Origin of the sequence: Bacillus cereus group sp. MYBK30-2 (genome assembly GCF_051915945.1) — a bacterium.
GTDB classification, from domain to species: domain Bacteria; phylum Bacillota; class Bacilli; order Bacillales; family Bacillaceae_G; genus Bacillus_A; species Bacillus_A paramycoides.
In genome coordinates, this window is record NZ_JBQAFR010000001.1 from 108,403 (window position 1) to 131,226 (window position 22,824).

Below are 22,824 nucleotides of genomic sequence, written 5' to 3' on the forward strand. Positions count from 1 at the left end.
ACTGAATACACTAAGGCTAGGTGTATGGAGTTTATAGACAAAGGGGAGTTATATATGGCAAATGATAAAAAATATGATGTGATTGTCGTTGGTGCAGGTCCAGTAGGGCTTATAGCAGGACTTGCATTACAAAAAAAGGGGATATCAACTTTAGTAATAGAAGCGGATCCAATAGGTAGACCACGCCCAGGAAGTAGAGCCATTTATTTGCATAGTGCTTCATTAAAGCTTCTGGAGGAGACTGCAGAAGAACTTGGTTTTACACTTGCTCGAAATGGAATCATTTGGCCTGTCAAACGAACGTTTTACAAAGGAAAGGAAGTGTACGTGCGCAATTACGGTAAAGATGAAAATCTTGAGTCAAACAGATTACCCCATTTTACAGCACTCCATCAAGATGAGATTGAGAAGCATATATATGAGGCTTGCATGGAAGCGGGGGTTGAATTTCTATGGAATACCCCAATTAATAAGTTAGATGTTACAGACTACGGAGTGCAATTAACTACCACATGCGGAGAAAATTTAAAGGCACAGTATGTGATAGGTTGTGATGGAGCGCGTTCCATCGTAAGAGAGCAGGCCGGATTAAAATTCGAAGGGCCGCGCACTGCAGATACTTTTATCGTTGTGGATGCGAAAGAAGATGAAGCGAATCCACTACCTTTAGAGAGAATATTCCATTACCAACATCCAGCTATGGGAGAAAGAAACGTAATGTTTGTTCCGTTTAAAGGAGGATGGCGTATTGATCTACAGCTACTTGAATCAGACAACGTAGAGGATTATACAAATATTGAAAGTGTTAAAGAATGGTTGCCAAAGGTGATGGATGCTAAGTATGTTGAGCGGATTACATGGGTGTCTTCATATCGTTTCCACCAAGTAGTGGCAAATTCATTTACTGACGTAAAGCGTCGTATTCTTCTTGCTGGGGAAGCTGCACATTTATTTGCGCCATTCGGGGCACGGGGATTAAATTCTGGTGTTCCAGATGCTGTTATTGCTGCACGAGGCATAGAGAAAGCGTTGCAATCACATTCTGAGGAAGAGCGGATAGAAGCGATCGAAGCAGCTGCAATGGAACGCCGAATCGCAGCTAAATGGAACCGCGACGCTTCGACGACTGCGCTTCATCACCTTCAGGGAAATTCTCCTGAGATGAACATGAAACGAGAAATCGCGGCCTCAATGGTATCTATCGTTCCGAGATTGGGAAGATGGCTTGATGAAGGGCCTTACGGACCAAAATTTGGACCACCTGAGCTGACTACAAAATATTAATCTTGGTGAAATTGTAAGAAAAAACAGCTATATGGGTAATGTGAACAATATGAAAGGAGAGATATGGAATGGCCTTGTCGCAATTAATAAATGAAGAGAAGTACGGTTCGGGTGCTCGTCATGCGAATGAAATAATTGAGCGATTAACGACCATGGACTGGTATGTGAATGCTGGACAACAGAACCTAGAAGCCGAGAAGAAAGTAGATCGATTCATGAATTCACTAAATATTAGTGAATATGAAATAAGATGGATTTCGAGAAAACAATTAAATGAAATAATTGGAAGGCTTTCTTTTGAAAGCAGTACTTTTTGGGAAGTACTAAAAGAAGTACCAGATCAGTTAAAGGAGAAAATTGTACGTACAGGAAACGAAAAACTCCTTGCAGATGTAGTAGATAAAGTGCCCGAGGCAATATTTCATGGAGCTTATAAGCAAGCGTTCAATATATTTGGTGATGAGAAAGAGGTCAAATTTCTCGTAGGACATGCGATGTACATCAGTGCTCTTGCATGTGCAGCTGAATTAGCTGAAGATAATAATCTGTTTCTCCCGATAGTTGAGTTACTAGAAGCGGGACATTTACCTCTTGGTCCGGAAGGCGATATCTTTTATCTATTGTAACTAAGATAGGAATATATAAAAATGTGGCCCGCAATTTATTTTGATTATATAAGAAGAAAGAGGTTTATCTATTTGAGATCTATATTTTAAGAGAGGAAGATTAATATGAAACTTGTTACTTTTACACATAGTGGAGAAACTAGAATTGGAGCTTTAGAAAATCGAAAATTAATTGATTTGCACGCAGCTTTTAAAGCGAAGTTGAAATCAGAGGGGAATCTTCGTGCCGCTCAAATTGCAGAAGCGTATATTCCAAAGGATATGAATGGGTTTTTACAAGGTGGAACAGAAAGTATGAATCTAGCAAAAGCAGCTATTGCTTATGCACTTGTGAATGCGAATGAAGTTAAAATGATTTTTGAAGAGGAGGAAGTTAAAATCGAAGCTCCAGTTCCTTCTCCAGGAAAAATTATTTGTGTAGGCCACAATTATCGTGAGCATATTTTGGAAATGAAACGAGAGTTACCTCCATATCCAGTTATTTTTGCGAAGTTTGCTAATACTGTAGTTGGACCACAAGATGATATTCCTTTTTATCCAATTTCTGAACAGCTAGATTACGAAGCGGAATTTGCTTTTGTAATTGGAAAGCGCGCCCGGAATATTTCAGAAGCAGACGCTCTTGAATATGTGGCGGGGTATACGATTGCCAATGATATTACTTACCGTGACATTCAACGTCGTACAATTCAGTGGCTTCAAGGTAAGACAGTTGAAGGAAGTGCTCCAATGGGGCCGTGGTTAATTACAGCGGATGAATTAACAGACCCATCTGGCTTAGAAATTGTTCTAACAGTTAATGGAGAGAAGCGTCAACAGTCTAATACCGCAAATCTAGTATTTTCTGTTCCATATCTTGTTTCATTCTTATCCAATTTAATAACATTAGAGCCAGGTGATGTCATCTTAACAGGTACTCCAGGTGGTGTAGGTGTAGCGCATAATCCGCAAGCATTTCTTAAAGATGGAGACATCGTTCGTATCGAAGTTGATCAAGTAGGCGTACTTGAAAATAGAGTGAAACAAACATCAGAGGTGCCGGTGCTATGATTAAAAATTTGCAGGTTAATGCTATCGAATCTATCCGTGAATCGATTAATAAAATAGAAACTGTTGTTAGGTCTTTGCCTGAGGAAATAGTTCGTTGGAAACCATCAGAAGACGAATGGTCAATTATGCAAATTATTACACATTTAGTAGAAGCAATTCCGTATTGGGCAAAAGAAATTAAAAGTATTAAATTGGAACCTGAAAAGCTATGGGGCCGTGGCCTGACAGATGAAGTTCGCCTACAGACAGTTTCTGAAGAGAATATAAATAAATTATCAGTAAATGAAGTCATTCAACAGCTCTCTTCAATACCTATCAGTATAGAAAATGTATTAAAGAAATTAACAGTCGAAGATTTAGCCATAAAGGCTCCAAGTCGCAATCCTCGTTTCGACAACAAGCCGATCGAATTCATCGTAAATCACCTCATCGTAGAGCATACAGAAAAGCATTATAACCAAATCAAGCGGAATATATCTAAATTTAATGAGCGATAAAGGAGGCAAATAAAAATGGCGGAAAAAAATGCTTTTTTTGAAAGTGCACTCGTTCAAGATTTCAACCGTGATATTGAACAATATCATCTTGGTCCATTGTGGAACGCGATCCCAGATTTAATGAAGCATACACCTGAACCGCATGCGCAAGCATACCTTTGGAAATCTGAATTGCTTCATAAAAAGTTAATGGAAGCGACGCAAATATTTACACCAGACCGCGGGGGAGAACGCCGGGCTATCTATTTACAAAATCCAGGACTTAATTATAGAAAACCTTGGGGATGGGCTTCGACAACCCAAACATTATATGCAGCGGTTCAATTGATACACCCTGGAGAAACTGCTCCATCACATCGGCATGTTCAGAACGCTTTGCGTTTTGTCATGGAAGGGGAAGGGGCTTACTCAATTGTTCAAGGAGAGCGTATTTTCATGGAACGAGGGGATTTCTTAACAACTCCAAATGGACTGTGGCATGGACACGGTCACACAGGTGATAAACCAATGATTTGGATGGATTGCCTTGATATTCCGACCATTTATTATCTCGGAGGTACGTTCTTTGAGCCGTATCCAGAAAAAATTGAACAACCAAATGTTCCAGACAATTATACTACTAAGCGATATGAAGGTGGAATGGTTCGACCTATTTCGGATCGATATGCAAAGAAAGCTCCTCTTAGTTCTTATAAGTGGTCAGGAACAGAAGCGGCGCTTATTGGATTAAGTCGTTTTGAGCCAGATGCTTACGATGGCTATGCTGTTGAATACATAAACCCATCGAACGGAGAGACAGCATGTCCAACGATCGCGGCTTGGATGCAAAAATTACCAGAAGGATTTAAAGGAAAAGCACATCGACATACGCATGCATCCATTTATCATGTTCATGAAGGAGCAGGCTATACGATTATTAATGGCGTTCGCTTTAACTGGTCCAAAGGAGATTTCTTTATTGTACCGAACTGGGCATGGCACGAACATGTAGCACTAGAAAATAGCTATTTATTTTCAACAAACGATCTTCCGATTTTAGAAAAATTTGGATTAGAACGTAAGCAAGAGTTTGAGAACAATAATGGATATCAAACGATTACAGGAGAGTTTGAACCAGCGCTACCGTGATCTTATTTAAAAAAAGTGCCCTCTAGTAAAGAGGTTTATCATACTAGAGGGCACTTTCTACTATTTGTTGATTAATAAGCCTTCAACACATGAAGTAAATAATCTTTCCGATTGAGCGGATTAAAGTCAACCCGTTTTCGAGTAGGGAAAGGAGCCTTCAGTTCAGTGAAACCAGAAGGATTAGTTGTAAAGATACCTTCACCTTCAGTAAATGAATGTAGTAGTCGCTTAAAGCTTTCCGTTTTCGCAACAGGTAATGATCCAGTTAAGTGATAAGAATCATTATGCAATATAGGCTCTGCGAAAGTAGCTGGAATGGCAGCTAGTTTATACATCGCTGTACTAATTGAATGCTCTGGAACAGTTAATTCAAATTCATTTATTGGTTCAAATACACATGTTCCAGCTCGTTTCAAAGCATTCATTAAAACGAGCGGTGTTAAATTTCTAAAGTCGCTCGCTGTTGTCACAGGGCTTGCATAACCGGTATGTGTTAATGTGACTAGAATATCAGTAACTTCCCATCCGTATAAACCTTGTTTTAATGTTTGAAATACCGTGTCTTCAATCGCTTTATGAAATGCTAAAGGTAGTGATCCAAGTTCAACACCTAAGTTATACGTTATGCCAGAGTTAAGCTCACCTCGTTCAATTTTAAAGCCGATTGTTGCGTAAAATGGATTCGTTTTTTCTCCCATCATTTCAACGGCATTTCCTATACCAACTGGTTTTTCAATACATACAACTCGCGTATTTGAAAAAGTAACTTGTAGATTGTATTTTTCATGAAGCGTTGTCTCGATAACTTCTTTTTGTACTTCACCGAAAAGGCGAATATATAGTTCATTATGAACATCGTCTTTCCACACTTTTATGAGCGGATCTTCTTCACATAGTTCCATAAGAGCTACATATAAATCATGATTTTTTTCTTTAGGCATTGCTTTAATGGCTGCTTCCATTTGTGGTTCGGCCAATTGAATGTCTTTAATATGATTCGTCCGTTCTCCGATAATATCACCAATTTTAATATCGCTAAATCCCCACACTTTACCAAACTCTCCACTTTGAACAGTAGGAGTTTGAACTGCATTGCCATTATGAAAAATACACATTTTTTTAATCTTTTCTTTATGTGATAAGGATTCAGTACGGTGTATATTCACGTACTTTCTAACATGTAAGCATCCAGAAAACACTCTTACATAAGCAATCTTTTCACCAGAAGGTTCACGTTCAATTTTAAAAACAATACCGGATAATGTATCATCTTCACAATGCGATGATGTATCCGCGGGAAGCATAGCTGAAATGTTTTCAAGTAATTCAGTTATCCCTATACCTGTCATTGCTGAACCGAAAAAGATAGGGTATACATTTGTTCGCTGTATTTGCTTTTCTAGTTCTTTTCTTAATAGTGCGTCCGGTACAATTTCGTTATTTACATACGATTCAAGTAATGATTCGTTATATGTTGCTAGTAGTTCAATACAATCTTCATATGATTCATATTCAATAATGCGAGCTTGTTTTGTTCCTTCGTTTTCAACTGCATAGAAGGGTAATACTTCATTTGAAAGAGTTCCTCTTATTTGTTTCACAACTTTTTCTGTGTTTGCACCACTACGATCAATTTTATTAACAAATAAAACAGCCGGTATGTTTAATTTCTGTAGTGTTCGCATTAAAATTTTAGTTTGTGCTTGAATACCTTCAACGGCAGAAATAACTAAAATCGCACCGTCTAAAACGCGGAATGATCGCTCCACTTCAGCGATAAAATCAGCGTGTCCAGGTGTATCAATGACATTTACTTTTAAATCATCAATAAAGAAAGAAACGACAGATGCTTTAATCGTAATTCCGCGCTGTCTTTCTAATTCCATTGAGTCAGTTTGCGTACTTCCGCTATCAACTCGGCCAACTTCTTTAATCACATTCGTTTCATAAAGAATACGCTCAGTCAAACTCGTCTTGCCAGCATCTACGTGCGCGACAATCCCTATATTTATTGTTTTCATATATAAATATCCTCATTTCATTTTCCATTTTCATTTCCTCATTTCTATTTGTGTATTGCCGCATTACAATCACTCTCCAGTCATTTAAATTATTACTATTATAATGTAATTTCCATTTTTTGTAACGCTACAAAGCGCCTTAATTTGGAAAAATAAAATGAAAACAAAATGCTTGCATTCTGAATTGATATAGATTATATTAATTGACATATCAACTATTGATACATCAAACGTTTTTGATTTGGATGTAAAGGAGGGGTAATTTGACAAGTTCATGCTCAAAAGAAGCGATTATTTTATATAAATTACACTTTCTAAATAAAGAAGTAAGTTCGAAGTTTGAAGGGTGTACGGGTATGAGTCAGTCTCGATTAGAGCTTATACTTCAGTTATTTGAAGTAGATGAAATTAGTCAAAAAGCACTTCAGCAAGAAGTGAATATTGATAATGCTGCGATTACGAGGCATTTAAAACAGCTGGAAGCAAACGGAATGATTACAAGACGTAAAAATCCAGATGATAACAGAATTACGTTAGTTTCTCTTACTGAAGAGGGGCGAAATAAAATTCAAGTGTTTCAAGAGGAAAAAGAACGTTTTGCAGCTTCAGCATTTAAAGGATTAAGTGAAGAAGAGCGCGATAATCTTTTAACGATGTTAGATCGCATTCAAGAAAACATAAAAGAATTATAAAAAAGGGAGAATACAACTATGACAAACTCAGTAAAAACAAATGATTTTAACGAAATTTTAACAGGACGCCGTTCAATCCGTAAGTACGATCCTTCAGTAAAAATTAGCAAAGAAGAAATGACTGAAATTCTTACAGAAGCAACACTTGCACCTTCTTCTGTAAACATGCAACCATGGAGATTCCTTGTTATTGAAAGTGATGAAGCAAAAGCAACACTTGCGCCACTTGCGAAATTCAATCAATCTCAAGTAGAAACATCTTCAGCAATGATCGCTGTATTTGGTGACTTAAAGAACTTTGATAACGCAGAAGAAATTTACGGTAAAGCAGTAGAGCGTGGTTTAATGCCAGCTGAAGTAAAAGAAGATCAAATGAAAAAACTTTCAGGTTACTTCTCAATGGTTACACCAGAAGTAATGAAAGATACTGTATTAATTGACGGTGGTCTTGTAGCAATGCAATTTATGCTAGCAGCTCGTGCTCACGGCTATGACACTTGCCCAATTGGCGGATTTGAAAAAGACCAAATCGCAGAAGCATTCGGATTAGATAAAGAGCGTCACGTACCAGTAATGTTAATTTCAATCGGAAAAGCAGCTGATAGTGGTTACCAATCAGTACGTCTTCCAATTGACAAAGTTGCTGAGTGGAAGTAATCTTATAAGGTCTTAGAAATATATGGAATATGAGAGGGGAAACACCATGATTATTATTCACGCAATATTTCAAGTAGATCCAGCAAAACAACAATCATTTTTAGAAGAAATTCAGCCACTAATTCATGGCTCAAGAGAAGAAAGTGGAAATGTATCTTATGATTTATATAAAAATACAGAAAAAGAAAGTGTTTATACGATGGTAGAAGTATGGAAAGATGAATCCGCAGTTGCGAGCCATAATGCGAGTGAACACTTCACATCTTTCGTTGGTAAAGCATCACAGTTTTTAACTGCTCCGCTTGATATAAAAGTTTATAGCGGTGAACTAGTAAAATAATATGGGTATAGAAGATGACTTTGGCGTATTGCCGGGGTCATCTTTTTTTATTTTGATATGAATATATTTACTTTTAACTTAATGTGTTATAATTTGGAAAATAAATATTCTTAATTTTAAAAATATTTAAAGGTGGTAGTGAAACATATGAACATATTAAAGAAAATTACTAACAATATTTCAAAAGTTATTATAGGAAAAGATGAATCAATTGAGCTGGCTGCAATTGCTCTTATAGCAAAAGGACATATTTTATTAGAAGATGTTCCCGGTACTGGAAAAACAACATTAGCAAAAAGTTTAGCCAAAAGTGTGAACGCTAAGTTTCAAAGAATACAATTTACAGCTGATACTTTACCTGGAGATGTCATAGGACTTGAATATTTTGATGTAAAGGAATCGGAATTTAAAACGAGGCTAGGTCCTATTTTTGCAAATATAGTATTAGTTGATGAAATTAATCGAGCTGTACCGAGAACACAATCTTCGTTACTTGAGGTTATGGAAGAGCGTACTGTTACGATTGCGAAACAGACACATTCATTACCAGAACCTTTTTTAGTAATTGCAACGCAAAATCCTCTTGAATCGGCTGGCACATTTCCACTACCAGATGCTCAGTTAGACCGCTTTTTACTCACTATACGCCAAGGTTATCCTACGAGAGAAGCAGAAAAGGAAATGATGAATCGCTTCCAAACGAATGATCCGTTAGAAACGTTACATTCTATTATTTCAAGTGAAGAAATTATTACGGTGCAAAAATGTGCAAGGGAAGTGTTAGTAGGGGATGATGTGCAAGATTATCTTCTTGAAATTATTGAAGCAACCCGTAAGCATGAGTTAATTGAAATTGGTGTAAGCCCGCGAGGCACATTGGCATTTATGCGGGCAATCCAAGCACGAGCAATATTAAATGAAAGAGATTACTGTACACCAGATGATATTAAGACACTTGCTGCAGCCGTTTGTGCTCATCGGTTAACGTTAACGATTGAAGGAGAGATGAAAACGACAAAAGAACATATTATTAAAGAAATTCTTCACACAATTAATGTGCCAGTGGAGAATGTACGATGAATCAACAGCTTGTGTATACATCATTAGCGGATCCTTTCGTAATAGGAGTTGTTTCAGTTGTAGCCGTTATTTTATGTGTATTTTCAAGTAATCTACTAATTTTATCTCTCGTATTTTTATATTTAATTTTAATAGGAGCTACGCATGGATACATACGTAAAGTGTCTCGCGTTCAATGGGAATACAATCAAGGCAATTCGAACGTTTTTATAGGTGAAACGAATATGTGTAAAATAAGAATTTCAAACAACTCGATATTTCCTATTTTCAATATCGTATTTCGATTTAAATGTGAAAATAAGCTAACTTGGAATCATGATGAACTAAACAAAAATCATAGCACAGGTTCAAATTATTATATGAAATTTCATATAAAAGGAGGAGAGTCAGTTTCATTTGATTTACAAAGTATTGCATTACGAAGAGGGGTTGGAAAATGGGAAGAGGTAGAAATTGTTATTACGGATCCTTTTGGATTTATAACGAATCACATAACATATAGTCACGTTAATACGCCGTCCTATTTAGTTTTACCGGCTGTTCCGAAAATACAAGTACCTGAATTACAAGAATGGTCACGTGGGTTTCGAAAAGCAATGTCGTCTCCGCTATATGATGAAACGAAAGTAATGGGAGTGAAATCTTATGAAAATGAAGATTTTCGTTCCATCCATTGGAGTGCAACAGCAAAAACAGGGACGATAACGGCGAAAAAATACGAACGAACACAATCAGATAAATATGCGGTTTATCTTAATTTACAAAATAAAAGTGGCGTTTCTTTGCGAAATGATACAGAAGAACTAATTGAATTAACGGCAGGCATATGTAAACAACTCCTCATGCAAAACTGTTCATTTGAATTATGGATTAATAGCGTAAAAGATAACGGATTGTTGCATATAAAAAACGGGGATAATCGGAAACATTTGCAAAATGTATTAAAAGTACTTGCCTCAATATCGGACCAAGATACGCCTGTATCATCTTCTTATTTTTACACAGCTGGCTTTCGTCGTAAGGAATTGGATGCGGTTCCTTTAATTTTGGGTACTTCTCCAAGGAAATATAGTAGAACGAATAAATGGATTGTAATTAAAGAATAAGAAAGGGCTTATGTCATGTTGAATAAAAAGCGGCATATGAAGGTGAAGTTTTGGAGTGTAAGAGCTTTAATCATACTTTTCTTTGCGATTAGTGCGATAACGTTATCAAAAGGTGTTGTGCATTTACAAGATGTAGTTAAAGAGCATTTTTTTAATGAGAATGAGTCGGAAAAAACTTATAACAGAATAATAAACGTCGAACAAACCCCAGAGTGGGAAGCAATTAAGGATGATGAAGAAGGAGATACAGGTATAAGAACGAAAACGAATAGAAAGTTTCCAGTTTTTGAACGGGAAAGTTCATGGGGGGACGTCTTTTCAGTGCTCTCAAATTCATGGATTACTATAGCGTTTTATGTGATTATCGCAGTCGCAATTATATATTTCCTCTACAAATCTGTTAGGAAAAGGTTAACGAAAACAGAAATAGAGCAGGAGAAACAATCGGTAACAAAAGAGAATACGGTACGAACCGTAAAGAATGAAAAAGTCATTCATCAGTCAGAGTATCCGCTGCCTACAGAGACGATAAGAAAAAGGTTAGTTGAATGGGAGAGAACTTTACCATTTCAGGAACAGCGCAGGTCCTATGAAACGATGCAACAATGGTTAAGAAGAATTTGTAGAACGAGCGATATTATTCCGATATATGAGTCTGTTCGATATGGTGAAAAGACGTATACGGAGTTAGATGTGGAAAAAACTATAAAGTGGATAGAGGGGGATGGGAAATTGGATTAAGTTAAAATATATATAAAATACTAAACTTATTAAAGCTTCACTTCATGAAGCACATGTTGTCCACGTTCATATTGAATGACTTCAAGTTGTTCCTGTGTATAGTCTTGACCATCGATTACAACATTAATATTTAATTCTGACCCCAGAATTGTTTTAATAAGTTTTAAATACAAATTGTACCTATAGTCTTATTTTGGACTTTAATTCTTAGTGATTTGAATTATAGTATGGAGAGCTAGTACAAAAATAAGAGAAATACTTGGGAACTTTGAACTGAACCCTAAAAAAGATGACTTTTGCTAAAGTCATCTTTTTTATATCTACGATTCGTGGTACAGCTCAAATAGAAAATAAAGTCGATGAATTCGATTTGTATTTTCATTCTTACATGCTTCCCTACAGTATTTATACTAATTTATGAGTATTTAACTAAAAAAGTAACAAATCTAGAATCAAAAACAAAAAATGAATCAATATCTTATAAATTAGATAAAAACTTAGCAAAAAAATATAAACGTTTATATGTACAAACGGCAGGTAACTGACTAGGTTAGCCGCCGTTTGTACATGACACGGAGGAGAAATCCCCGTTCTGAAAAGAGTGAAGCCGGTGGGAAGTCGGTTCTGAGGTAGTATGTGTAATATAAAAAAGATTATTCGTAAAGGGGAATGGGAGATGGACAAACAAAAACGCATTGAAATCGTAAATTCACTTCTTAGTTACTTAGCAGATCACGAAAAAGATATCTTTCATTATGAAGATGAAAATAGAACAGCTCATTTTAAACATGTTGGTAGAAATTTATGGTTCGTTGACCACTATTCCAATGCGTATGACAAGAAGCTCATATAAAAACAAGAAGCAATGCAGATACTTCTCAAGTGGCGGAACGGTGTGGGGGTTAATTAGAGATTTCCCGGATTTTATATTTGGTAATGATAATTCAAATGGGCGAAATGGTTATGCGGGATTGTATTGTACTCATTGGAGGCGGCCAGAAGAAGGAATGGCAAAGATGTGTAATTGTGCAAGGGAAATCAGGTATTTAAAAGCTTCATAAAATAGTTATTTGAATAGGAAAAGGGAAAAGAATTAAGTTCACTCGTTCTTAAGACTTTTCCCTTTAAAATTTACTTTTTGTTCGTTGTTCTATATACGTCTGAAATTGGTAAGTCCACGCCATGTAAATCTTGAGTAATGCCTGTCTTTTTAACATTGGTGTTGTTTGGATTATGTGCCTCTTGAGATGTTTCTTGCATTTGTTCTTGAGCCTTACTAGGAGTATTCAGAGCATCTGATGACACGTGGTCAAGTTGTTGACTTAATAGATTTTTTTTATCCATGATATGTAGCTCCTTTGTGAATTTAAATATAAAAACAATGTAATTATAAATAGTTACTTAGATATTTTGTATCTTTGAATGGAATCATATGCACAAATTATATTGAGAAATTGAGAAATTAACTAATTATAAAAATTACTTGTGATGACAAATTTAAATGGTATATTTTTTGTCATTATATCTTATTAAAAAACATCTTCAAATAAAAATAATCTATGCTATAGTAATAGAGAATAACTATAAAACGAATAACTACACTGTGTGTGGTTATTTAAAAAGCTGCTATCCACATGGATGGCAGCTTTCGTCGTTTTATAGGGATTTCGATTTTGATTCTTCTTCTCAATAAAAATGAAAAAGGAGCGAATAAGAATGAACACAGAAGGAAAAACATTATTGAAAGATAACAATATTTCTAATTCAACGTGGGGACAAATGTGGCAAAAATACCATGAACTAATCCTTGCTATTCTATCTGGTATTTTCATTTTAGCCGGTTGGATGTTAACCAAAAGCGCAGTAACAACAGCTGGGATTATCTTTTATATTCTTGCATATCTCACTGGGGGTTACGTAAAAGCCAAAGAAGGTATTACAGACACGATTGAGGAAAAAGATTTAAACGTTGAAATGTTAATGCTTTTTGCTGCTATTGGTGCTGCTAGCATTGGTTACTGGGCAGAAGGTGCCGTTTTAATATTTATTTTTGCATTAAGTGGTGCAATGGAGACTTATACACTAAGTAAAAGCCAAAAAGAAATCTCAGCATTGTTAGATTTACAACCTGAAGAAGCTTTACGTATTTCGAATGGAATGGAAGAACGTATTTCCGTAGATCAATTACAAATTGACGACATTATTTTAATCAAGCCAGGTGAACGCTTGCCTGCTGACGGTATTATTCATACTGGTGAAACAAATATTGATGAGGCAGCCATTACAGGAGAACCTATCCCAAATGGGAAAACAATAGGTGATGAAGTATTTGCTGGAACTGTGAATTTACGTGGTGCGATTGAAGTTAGAATTACGAAACGAAGCGATCAAACCTTGTTCCAAAAAATTATTCGTCTTGTACAAAGTGCTCAAAGTGAAAAATCACCATCACAGCTTTTTATTGAAAAATTTGAAGGAACCTATGTAAAAGGTGTGCTTATCGTTGTTGTTCTTATGATGTTTGTTCCACACCTTTTATTAGATTGGAGTTGGAATGAAACATTTTACAGAGCTATGATTTTACTCGTTGTTGCATCTCCTTGTGCACTCGTTGCATCGATTACGCCAGCTACATTATCTGCGATTTCTAACGGAGCACGAAATGGTATTTTGTTTAAAGGCGGAATCCACCTAGAACGCCTTGCTTCTGTAAAAGCAATCGCTTTTGATAAAACAGGCACGTTAACACAAGGAAAACCCTCTGTAACGGATGTCTATGTACGTGATGGAATATCAGAGCAAGAGGTAGTGTATATTACAGCCTCTATAGAAAGTCATTCAACACACCCGCTTGCAGAAGCGATTGTTAAATATGCAAAGCACGCATATGACATTACATTGACGAAACCAGAAAAAGTAGAGGATGTAACTGGATTTGGTTTGAAAGGAGTACTTGAAAATAAAACTTATAAAATCGGAAAGGCTGATTTTATCGGCGAAGAAGCACATTTGTTTCATAATGGTATTGCTAATACGCTCGAGCAAGAAGGGAAAACAGTCGTGCACATTAGTGACGAAGATGGAATTCTCGGTTTAATTGCTTTGAAAGATACATTGCGACAAGAAACGATTGCCGCAATTCGTGATTTACAAAGCCTTGGTGTAGAAGCAATTATGATTACTGGCGACAATGAACAAACAGCAAAAGCAATCGCAACTGAAAGTAATATAAAAGAATATTATGCATCATGCTTACCAGAAACAAAAGTAGAAACAGTCAAACGACTGAAAGAAAAATATGGTACGGTTGCTATGGTTGGTGATGGGATTAACGATGCTCCTGCACTTGCTACAGCAAGTATAGGTGTTGCTATGGGAGAAGGAACAGATGTTGCTTTAGAAACAGCAGATGTTGTTCTTATGAAAAATGAACTCTCTCGACTTGCTCAAGCAATTCGTTTATCAAAGCGAATGAATCGTATTGTAAAACAAAATGTTATCTTTTCACTGACAGTAATTGCAATGCTCATTTGCTCGAACTTTTTACAATGTTTAGCTCTTCCATTTGGCGTTATCGGTCATGAGGGAAGCACAATTCTCGTTATTTTAAATGGTTTGCGATTATTAAAAGGAAGTAATTAGATGGGTTCCCACTGGGAACCCATTATTTTGTACTTGGGGGTAACAGAATGTCTTAAGTTGATAACGCCCCAAAAACAAAAGAATGTAAATTTTCATCATTAAAAAGTAAAATTTGTGAAGCATCAGTGATCCCTAGTTCTTCAATTGCTTATTTTCAACGAATTCGTATTTTAGATGCAATGATTTTTCAGGTGCCAAAGTATTTATCTAGTGTGTATCCTGGATCAGGTGGTTGTGCTCAAACAGCGGGTATAAAAATTCAGTTTCCACTTGAACAGATTTTGCTTTTCCATACCAATCACATCTTTTTTTAGAGTGCTAGTATCAGTATGTCCAAGTTTGATAGACCATTTTCATATATTTCAAAGTTTTTGCACCAGAACTAGGTAGATTAATATATAATAACTCACTCAAAAAAGAAGTGAAAAGTAAGAATTGAAAGTCTTTTCACATTTTTTTCAAATAACACACAAAAATGCCATAAATCTATCTTATTTTTATATATAGCAGTTATTTCATAAGTAATGTTTCTTGAAATAGTTACTACATAGAAAGGAGATTTTAAAATGGATATGGATTCATATTATTGGGAAATGGTTAAGAAGAATATAGGGGTTTATTCTAAACAGGAACAAGAATGCCTTCGAGAGAAGAGGGTCATTATTTTTGGATTAGGGGGAGTAGGTGGATATGAAGCGATTCTGTTTTCTCGAATGGGAATAGGGCATATTACAGGTGTTGATCCCGATGAATTTGAAGTTTCTAATATTAACAGACAAATGTTAGCGCTTTCTAGTGTATTAGGTGAACCAAAAGCAAAGGTTGCAGAACAAGTTGTAAAAGATATACACCCCTATATATCAACAAATTTTATACAAACAAGAGTAGATGAGGATAATGTAATTGAACTTATAAAAGGACACGATGTTGTAGTAGAAGCCGTCGATGATATGCCTTCAAGAGTTATTATACATAGAACAGCTAGGGAATTGGGTATACCAAGTGTCGGGATGTCAGGTAGCCCCCCCACACGAGGATTTGTTTCTACATTTTTTCCAACCGGAATTCCTTATGAAGAAGCATTAAACATCTCAAGTGTCGGATGCAAATTAACAAATCAAGAATTAAGACAACAGATTGCTGATATAAAGAAAAGTCGAGCTTGGTATTCTGTGGAGAAAGGCGCACCGAAAGAGTGGGCACAAGATTTTTGTGATGGAAAAGCAGGGTGGATTATCACACCGATGCGTGCTCATCTATTGTCGCTATTTAGTTTTCATGAAGCAATACAAATTTTAACTGGTCGTGAACCTCTAGCTAGAGCGCCTAAAGGCATTGTAATGGATTTAGATAGTCATATTCCGGTTCAAGTAAAAGAAGTCCCAAAGGGTGGATGGGATTATAAAACACTGTAAGGAGGAATATAATTTGTTAACAAAAAATAATGATATGCAAAATATATATGAAGAAAGTTTTACGCGAAATATTGGTGTCATCTCTGTTGAGGAGCAGGAGAAATTAAAAAATTCTCGAGTTACTGTAGTTGGGGCAGGGGGCGTAGGAGGAATTACACTCATCCAATTGGCACGAATGGGTGTGGGTTCTTTGCATGTTATTGATCAAGATATATTTGAAACAAGTAATATCAATCGACAAATGCTAAGTTCCATCAGTAAATTAGGACAGCAAAAAGCAGCGGTGGCTTTAGAAGTTTTGCAAGACATTAACCCGTCATTACAAATAGAAATAACAAAAGAGTTTGTTACAGAGGACAATGCATTGGGACTTCTAACAAAAACAGATGTCATTATAGATGCGACTGATAATTTAGTAGCAAGAGTAATTATCCATCGTACAGCTCAGACCTTAGGAATTCCTTCAATTTGGATTGCGGTGACGCCTCCATTTAGAGGTGGCGTCATGTCTTTTACTCCTGACTCTACACCCTATGAAATTGCGTTAGGATATCCGTCTTATCAACAAGAGCTAACAACAGAAATCCAAGATAAAATTCATAAATTAAAAGATGGGCGTGCTCTTCATTCTGTCACGTACGGCGCGGACGAGAACTGGGCAAATAGTTATGTACAAAAAAATCGGCCATGGGCGGTACTCTCTCCTGTTGCGAATATAGTAGGCATTCTAGCAAGCTTTGAAGCATTTAAATTTATGATAAATCGAGAAGAACTAAAACCTATAATAAGTCCAAATTTAATTCAAATTAACCTTGCAAATCAGAATATGGTACAAGTTTCTGTACCAGAAAATGGTAGTTGGGATTATACAACACTATAGATGAGGTAAAAGAATATGTTTCCTTTTTTGTTACTCGGAACTATTGTGGCACTTGCCCTGCTAATAAAGGATTATGCCCTAGCTGGTGCGGCTTGTTTATTAGGAGTTGTACTTGCTATTGGACAAAAAACTTTATTACATCTTATTCAACAATATTCTTTTCCAATTGGTATTTTCTTTCTGATGTTATTCCTTTTAGTACCAATTACATCTGGGAAAATTACAAGTGAAAATGTAATAAAATTAATTACCTCTCCTATTGGATTAGGATCCATTCTAGCAGGTTTTACTGTGTCATACATAGGAGGAAAAGGTGTAGGAGTTCTACCTATGAATCCTACGATATTGCTAGGTGTCTTAATAGGTACTCTTATTGCCGTATTATTTACAAAAGGGTTACCAGCCGGATTAATTATTGCGGCAGGGATAATAGCTATTATTTCTATGAAATGAAAGGAATATTCTAAATGAAGATAAAATGGGCACATATTAGTTTAGTAGGGATTTTTTTGATAATACTTATGTCTAGTTGTTCTAATATCAAAGAAACTTCTCAAAATAATCAAACTTCTAAAGTGGTAAAACAAGAATTAGAAATTCAGCAAGGAGAAGAAAAATTATTTTTACTTCATAAAAACTTAAATAATAAAAAACAGTATACATCTGATGAAATTATCTTATTTTTAGAACCATTTAGTGTACCTACAGCTCAAGCATTTGATGTACCGAAACTTTCGTGGATGGATGAGTATGCCAGAAAAGGGTATGATACTTGGGCTATGGATTTCAGAGGGTTTGGTCGTTCTTCTCGCCCTAAAGAAATGTCAGATTCTCCTTCCCAAAACCGTCCGGTTATTCATTTGAATGATGCAACTAAGGATCTAGAAACAATTGTAAATTGGATTAAAAAGAAGAGAAACGTAAAAAAAATTCATATTGTTGGATGGTCGTATGGAGGCGTTGTGGCTGGAAATTATGCGATCTCCCATCCACAAGATATTAATAAAATGGTGTTATACGGATATATGCATGGATTCACGCTTCCTATGATGACAAAGCCTCTTGAAAATCCATTACAACCTAATCAATTTAATCCTGAAGCATCAGCCTATCAAATGGTGGATTTTGATAAAGGAATGCATCATTGGCATATGATGATGGGAAATAAAAAAATTGTTACAAATGAAGCAATGGATGCCGTAAAACAAGTTTTTATTGATTCAGATCCTATGAGTATGAAAAATAATCAAATGATTCGTCGACCAGTTGGTCCACTTGAAGATTTATTTTATATTTGGAAAAATCAACCTCTATATGATGTATCTAAAATTACTGTCCCAGTACTTGCTATTTATGGTGAAGATGACATATTTGCAGACCGAAATATGATGTCAAAATTAACAAGTACAAAACAAAAAAAAGAGGTAGTAATCCCTGATGCAACACACTGGGCTCTTTATGAAAAGAATCGTAATACCCTATTTGAACAGACATTAAACTTTATAGAAGCGAAAGAAGGCAAACAGGAATGAAAAAGGGTTTAACAATATTAGATGCTACCTTACGTGAAGGAGAACAACAATGTGGTATTCGTTTCTCCAAGGAAGACAAAATTAAACTACTTCACATGTTAGAAGATTTTGGAGTAAGTCTTATTGAAGTTGGACACCCTGGCATCTCTGAAGAAGAAGAAGAGATTTGCCGAGAAGTTGCAGCATCTGCAAAGCATGCCGAAATACTTATGCATGCTCGAGCTACAAATGAAGAAGTTCATGCGGCTTATCGGGCTGGTGCCAATTGGATAGGAATATGGGCGTCTATTAATTCAATTTCTTTACAAACAAAGTATAGTAATCGCTCAAAAGATTACGTCATCGATCAAGTGAAACAAGCAATAGAAGAAGCAAAATCTTTAGGGATGAAAATCCGTTTTACTATTGAGGATGCTTCACGAACTGAATGGGAAGATATCGCCTACATTGGAAAGGTTGCAAATCTAGCTGGAGCAGACCGAATTAGTTTAGCGGACACTGTAGGAATTTGGGAACCAAGTCAGTGTGCTGCAATCGTGAAGAAATCTGTTGAGACATTCCATTGTGAGATTGAAGTTCATCTTCATAATGATTTAGGATTAGCACTAGCAAATGCTCTTGCTGCAATCGATTCAGGGGCATCTGTCATTGATACCACATTGTGCGGAATAGGTGAACGTGCAGGGATTGTTGACTTGCTAAACTTATCCGTTTTATTATCTCAAAAGCGTAATCATCCGTACTTTAAACTACAGATGATTCCTGAATTAACTCAATCACTTCAATTAGCTACTGGTTGTAAAGTAGATCATTGGAGACCAATTATTGGAAAAAATATATTTACACATACCGCACCCTATCATATGAAAGCTGTTCAGCAGAATTACTCAGCATACGAGGGCATTCAGCCAGAAATCATAGGAAGAATAAGGAACATACAACAAAAAAGCATAGAGAGAAAAGGGTCTAGGCTTTCAAAGTTTTTGCGAGTTAGTAAACCATTTGTAAAGGGAGCATCTGAGCTTTTATATCATCGAGATGGTCCAGGGAAACGTTGGGTACAGATGGATTATAGAACTGATGAACGAGCATCATTTTATGTGATACAGCGTGTATTTTACGATGAACAGATGGATGAGAACTTAGAAGGACATGTAGATATTCACGCACATCATTGTGATAGTGCCTTTATTTTCTGGGGGAATAGAATAGATGGTACTGGTCTCATATGTGAAGTGGAAATTGAAGGAGAATTGCAAATAATTGAAAGTCCAGCATCTGTTTTTATTCCATCGGGGTTAAAACATAGGTACAAATACCTTTCAGGGACAGGAACATATACAAACATCGTACTAGCACCTAATTATAATTCTAGTTTACTAGAGAAAAATTTATTGGAAATGGGTGTGCATTGATTGAAGATAGCAAAAGTTAGTGCATATATAAATTAAAAAAGTATAGAACGCCCATTTTTATACTTTTTTCTATAAGGGATCACCATACATGTCCATCTCCATAAAGCTATGGTTTTACACCATTCATTAATCAAAATAGACGTTATTCTTTCTGTAGAAGTATAGGAAAGGATGGCGTTTTTTGTATGGTCGTAAAATGGATGTTATTTTAAGAAAGACGCGATGTTTTGAACAAAGTTGAGACGTTTCTAAAAAAGTTACGATGCTTGCTTCTTTTGATATGGTTATCAAAAGGTGTTGTGCATTTACAAGATGTAGTTAAGGAGCATTTTTTAATGAGAATGAGTCGAAAAAAACTTATAACAGAACAATAAACGTCGAACAAACCCCAGAGTGGGAAACAATTAAGGATGATGAAGAAAAAGGAGATACAGGTATAAGAACGAAAACGAATAGAAAGTTTCCAGTTTTTGAACGGGAAAGTTCATGGGGGGACGTATTTTCTGCGCTCTCAAATTCATGGATTACTATAGCTTTTTATGTGATTATCGCGGTGCTAATTATATATTTCCTTTACAAATCTATTTGGAAAAGGTTGACGAAAACAGAAATAGAGCAGGAGAAACAATCGGGAACAAAAGAGAATTCGGTAAGAACCGTAAAGAATGAAAAAGTCATTCATCAGTCAGAGCAACCACTGCCTACAGATACAATAAGGAAAAGATTAATTGAATGGGAGAGAACTTTACCATATCACGAACAGCGAAGGTCCTATGAAACGATGCAACAATGGTTAAAGAAAATTTGTAGAACGGGAGACATTATTCCGATATATGAGTCTGTACGATATGGTGAAAAGGTGTATACGGAGTTAAATCTAGAAAAGACTATGCGGTGGATAGAGAGGGATGGGAAGGTGGATATTTAAATATCCAGCCTTACTTTTTATAGGGGAATTTCAGTTGGGATATCTAAGTTTATCGGTATTGCATTTGATAAACTGGCAGCGAATAAGATGGCTAAATTAGATCCAATTGAGTGTTTACGATTTGAAAATAACTCTTTCTCAGCTTATCATATCAAAATTTGAACGTAAGCATTTTGTAAGGAATGGATAAGAAAAAAGAGAGATTTATCATATAGGATTAAAGTATAACTTGATGTGAAGGGAGAAGAAATTAACTTAAATAATCAATTAGATAATGGAGTATTGCAAGAAATAGTAGTGATTTTTTGGCACAACATGTATGTCAAAAAGTGAGAGTTACAGGTTGTTAGGAACGAAATTATCGGTACTTAAAATAGAGGCATTATATTTTTAGTGAAGAAAAGAGTTGTACGAATGAATCATTAATACGATATTAATAGAGGAGAGAGAGCCTTATGAAAAAATGTAATTTAATTAAGTTAGCAAGTTTGGCAGTTCTATTAGCAGGTACTACTCTATTCACACCCGGCTTTCAGGTGAAAGCAGAGTCGGTTCAAAATATTTCTAGTCCGTCACAATCACATGATCAAAAGAACCGGAATGGTTGGAAACAAGTAATGCAGGAAACAGTACAGCTTGGAACACCAGGGATATTAGCTAAGACGTCTAACAACGGAAAAACTAGTAGTTATACAGCTGGCGTGGCGGATTTAAGTACAAAGCAACCGATGAAATCGGATTATCGCTTTCGGATTGGTAGTGTGACGAAGACTTTTACTGCCACGACTGTTCTTCAATTAGTAGGAGAAAATCGCATACAACTTGATGATCCAATTGAAAAGTGGCTACCGGGTCTCATTCAAGGAAATGGGTATGATGGCAATCAAATTACGATACGTCAACTTTTGAATCATACGAGTGGTATAGCTGAATATTTAAAGTCAAAAGACGCTGACATAATGAATTCGAAAAAAACGTATACAGCAGAAGAAATAGTGAAAATGGGGCTTTCTCTACCACCTGATTTTTCGCCAGGTAAGGGATGGTCGTATTCAAACACAGGATACGTAATATTGGGAATGCTGATTGAAAAAATAACTGGAAATAGTTATGCAGAAGAAATTGAAAAGCGAATTATTGAACCTTTGGATCTGCCAAATACGTTTTTACCAGGGAATTCAACCGTTATCCCAGGAAAGAATCATGCTCGAGGGTATATGAAAATTGAAGGAACAAGCGAGTTGAAAGACATAACGTATTATAATCCGAGTTTAGCTAAGTCAGCTGGAGATATGATTTCTAATGCGGACGATTTAAATAAGTTCTTTTCGTCTTTACTCGGTGGTAAGTTACTGAGGGAAAATCAACTAAAAGAAATGCTTACCACAGTTCCTGTAGAAGGAAAAGGTGTTGGTGATGGATATGGTCTTGGAATCTATGAGACTAAACTTCCAAACGGTGTTTCAATTTGGGGTCACGGAGGGGCAATTCCTGGATTTACAACTTTTGCTGGGGGAGTAATTGGAGGCAAACATACATTGTCTGTCAGTATTAACTCTTTAGGTGCGATTGATATTGGTACGCAGTTTAATAAAATGATGCAAATTGAATTTAATAAATAGAAAAAAGAAAGTGAATTGGATTCTGCTATAGTTGTATATAAAAGAGATGCTTTTTAAATTTTGCAAATATGGACAGTATTAGCATTTATGGTATGGAATCAAGTATATGTAGAACATAAATACGATACAAGTGTATTTCAAAGTGAAAGCCAATCTAATAGCTTAGTA

General features: G+C 36.0%; 21 protein-coding genes and 3 pseudogenes. 21 read left to right on the forward strand and 3 right to left on the reverse strand.

The features are described 5' to 3' along the window. Window positions 1-54 precede the first annotated feature (54 nt). The 5 genes from ACTFQM_RS00560 to ACTFQM_RS00580 all read left to right on the forward strand — a co-directional run bounded on the left by ACTFQM_RS00560 (window position 55) and on the right by ACTFQM_RS00580 (window position 4,585). Window positions 55-1,284: an FAD-dependent oxidoreductase gene (locus ACTFQM_RS00560; protein WP_440033082.1), complete on the forward strand. Its 1,230-nt coding sequence runs from the start codon at window positions 55-57 to the stop codon at window positions 1,282-1,284. 68 nt (window positions 1,285-1,352) lie between these two features. Continuing rightward, window positions 1,353-1,910 carry a hypothetical protein gene (locus ACTFQM_RS00565; RefSeq protein WP_440033083.1) on the forward strand — a complete coding sequence of 186 codons (558 nt, stop codon included), beginning with the start codon at window positions 1,353-1,355 and terminating at the stop codon, window positions 1,908-1,910. A gap of 105 nt (window positions 1,911-2,015) precedes the next feature. Continuing rightward, on the forward strand, window positions 2,016-2,960 hold the full coding sequence (locus tag ACTFQM_RS00570; RefSeq protein WP_440033084.1) for a fumarylacetoacetate hydrolase family protein: 945 nt from the start codon (window positions 2,016-2,018) through the stop codon (window positions 2,958-2,960). Continuing rightward, entirely contained in the window at window positions 2,957-3,457 is a 501-nt protein-coding gene (locus ACTFQM_RS00575) for a DinB family protein (protein ID WP_440033085.1), read from the forward strand. The genes ACTFQM_RS00570 and ACTFQM_RS00575 overlap by 4 nt, the downstream gene beginning before the upstream one ends. A gap of 15 nt (window positions 3,458-3,472) precedes the next feature. After that, window positions 3,473-4,585 (forward strand): cupin domain-containing protein, encoded by a 1,113-nt coding sequence (locus ACTFQM_RS00580; protein ID WP_440033086.1) that lies wholly within the window; start codon window positions 3,473-3,475, stop codon window positions 4,583-4,585. 71 nt (window positions 4,586-4,656) lie between these two features. On the opposite strand, the gene ACTFQM_RS00585 is transcribed toward ACTFQM_RS00580, so the two are convergent. After that, a complete protein-coding gene (locus ACTFQM_RS00585) occupies window positions 4,657-6,606 on the reverse strand; it encodes a GTP-binding protein (protein WP_440033087.1) in 1,950 nt (649 codons plus the stop codon). Window positions 6,607-6,869: 263 nt separating this feature from the next. Between ACTFQM_RS00585 and ACTFQM_RS00590 the strand changes: the two genes are divergently transcribed. The 6 genes from ACTFQM_RS00590 to ACTFQM_RS00615 all read left to right on the forward strand — a co-directional run bounded on the left by ACTFQM_RS00590 (window position 6,870) and on the right by ACTFQM_RS00615 (window position 11,222). Next, the gene (locus ACTFQM_RS00590; protein WP_440033088.1) at window positions 6,870-7,298 is read left to right on the forward strand and encodes a MarR family winged helix-turn-helix transcriptional regulator; all 429 of its coding nucleotides are present in this window, start codon (window positions 6,870-6,872) and stop codon (window positions 7,296-7,298) included. Window positions 7,299-7,316: 18 nt separating this feature from the next. Then, window positions 7,317-7,955, forward strand: coding sequence for a nitroreductase family protein (locus ACTFQM_RS00595; RefSeq protein ID WP_440033089.1), 639 nt, complete (start codon window positions 7,317-7,319; stop codon window positions 7,953-7,955). A gap of 46 nt (window positions 7,956-8,001) precedes the next feature. Next, window positions 8,002-8,295, forward strand: coding sequence for a putative quinol monooxygenase (locus tag ACTFQM_RS00600; RefSeq protein WP_071719174.1), 294 nt, complete (start codon window positions 8,002-8,004; stop codon window positions 8,293-8,295). 147 nt (window positions 8,296-8,442) lie between these two features. Further along, a complete protein-coding gene (locus ACTFQM_RS00605) occupies window positions 8,443-9,375 on the forward strand; it encodes an AAA family ATPase (RefSeq protein ID WP_440033090.1) in 933 nt (310 codons plus the stop codon). Next, window positions 9,372-10,481: a DUF58 domain-containing protein gene (locus tag ACTFQM_RS00610; RefSeq protein ID WP_440033091.1), complete on the forward strand. Its 1,110-nt coding sequence runs from the start codon at window positions 9,372-9,374 to the stop codon at window positions 10,479-10,481. The genes ACTFQM_RS00605 and ACTFQM_RS00610 overlap by 4 nt, the downstream gene beginning before the upstream one ends. 15 nt (window positions 10,482-10,496) lie before the next feature. Then, the gene (locus ACTFQM_RS00615) at window positions 10,497-11,222 is read left to right on the forward strand and encodes a signal peptidase II (protein ID WP_440033092.1); all 726 of its coding nucleotides are present in this window, start codon (window positions 10,497-10,499) and stop codon (window positions 11,220-11,222) included. 29 nt (window positions 11,223-11,251) lie between these two features. Here the strand turns inward: ACTFQM_RS00615 and ACTFQM_RS00620 are convergent, their stop codons facing one another. Then, window positions 11,252-11,395 carry a hypothetical protein gene (locus ACTFQM_RS00620; RefSeq protein ID WP_165615170.1) on the reverse strand — a complete coding sequence of 48 codons (144 nt, stop codon included), beginning with the start codon at window positions 11,393-11,395 and terminating at the stop codon, window positions 11,252-11,254. Between the two features lie 503 nt (window positions 11,396-11,898). On the opposite strand from ACTFQM_RS00620, the pseudogene ACTFQM_RS00625 reads away from it, so the two are divergent. Beyond that, a pseudogene (locus tag ACTFQM_RS00625) lies at window positions 11,899-12,283 on the forward strand (hypothetical protein). A gap of 70 nt (window positions 12,284-12,353) precedes the next feature. Here ACTFQM_RS00625 and ACTFQM_RS00630 read toward each other — a convergent pair. Further along, a complete protein-coding gene (locus tag ACTFQM_RS00630; protein ID WP_071719178.1) occupies window positions 12,354-12,566 on the reverse strand; it encodes a hypothetical protein in 213 nt (70 codons plus the stop codon). Window positions 12,567-12,938: 372 nt separating this feature from the next. Between ACTFQM_RS00630 and ACTFQM_RS00635 the strand changes: the two genes are divergently transcribed. The 9 genes and pseudogenes from ACTFQM_RS00635 to ACTFQM_RS00675 all read left to right on the forward strand — a co-directional run bounded on the left by ACTFQM_RS00635 (window position 12,939) and on the right by ACTFQM_RS00675 (window position 22,656). After that, window positions 12,939-14,864, forward strand: a complete 1,926-nt coding sequence (locus tag ACTFQM_RS00635) for a heavy metal translocating P-type ATPase (RefSeq protein WP_440033093.1) — start codon at window positions 12,939-12,941, stop codon at window positions 14,862-14,864. Window positions 14,865-14,962: 98 nt separating this feature from the next. Further along, window positions 14,963-15,127, forward strand: a pseudogene (locus ACTFQM_RS00640) (IS4 family transposase); the annotation flags it as partial. 303 nt (window positions 15,128-15,430) lie between these two features. Then, window positions 15,431-16,279 (forward strand): HesA/MoeB/ThiF family protein, encoded by an 849-nt coding sequence (locus ACTFQM_RS00645; RefSeq protein WP_440033094.1) that lies wholly within the window; start codon window positions 15,431-15,433, stop codon window positions 16,277-16,279. Window positions 16,280-16,292: 13 nt separating this feature from the next. Then, entirely contained in the window at window positions 16,293-17,159 is an 867-nt protein-coding gene (locus ACTFQM_RS00650; RefSeq protein ID WP_440033095.1) for a HesA/MoeB/ThiF family protein, read from the forward strand. 15 nt (window positions 17,160-17,174) lie between these two features. Next, window positions 17,175-17,612, forward strand: a complete 438-nt coding sequence (locus tag ACTFQM_RS00655) for a DUF441 family protein (protein WP_440033096.1) — start codon at window positions 17,175-17,177, stop codon at window positions 17,610-17,612. Between the two features lie 14 nt (window positions 17,613-17,626). Continuing rightward, window positions 17,627-18,691 (forward strand): alpha/beta hydrolase, encoded by a 1,065-nt coding sequence (locus ACTFQM_RS00660; RefSeq protein ID WP_440033097.1) that lies wholly within the window; start codon window positions 17,627-17,629, stop codon window positions 18,689-18,691. Next, window positions 18,688-20,106: a homocitrate synthase/isopropylmalate synthase family protein gene (locus ACTFQM_RS00665; RefSeq protein ID WP_440033098.1), complete on the forward strand. Its 1,419-nt coding sequence runs from the start codon at window positions 18,688-18,690 to the stop codon at window positions 20,104-20,106. Before ACTFQM_RS00660 ends, ACTFQM_RS00665 begins: the two co-directional genes overlap by 4 nt. A 227-nt stretch (window positions 20,107-20,333) precedes the next feature. Then, window positions 20,334-21,034: pseudogene (locus ACTFQM_RS00670) on the forward strand (signal peptidase II). Window positions 21,035-21,489: 455 nt separating this feature from the next. Beyond that, window positions 21,490-22,656, forward strand: a complete 1,167-nt coding sequence (locus ACTFQM_RS00675) for a serine hydrolase domain-containing protein (RefSeq protein WP_440033099.1) — start codon at window positions 21,490-21,492, stop codon at window positions 22,654-22,656. The last annotated feature ends 168 nt before the right edge of the window (window positions 22,657-22,824 follow it).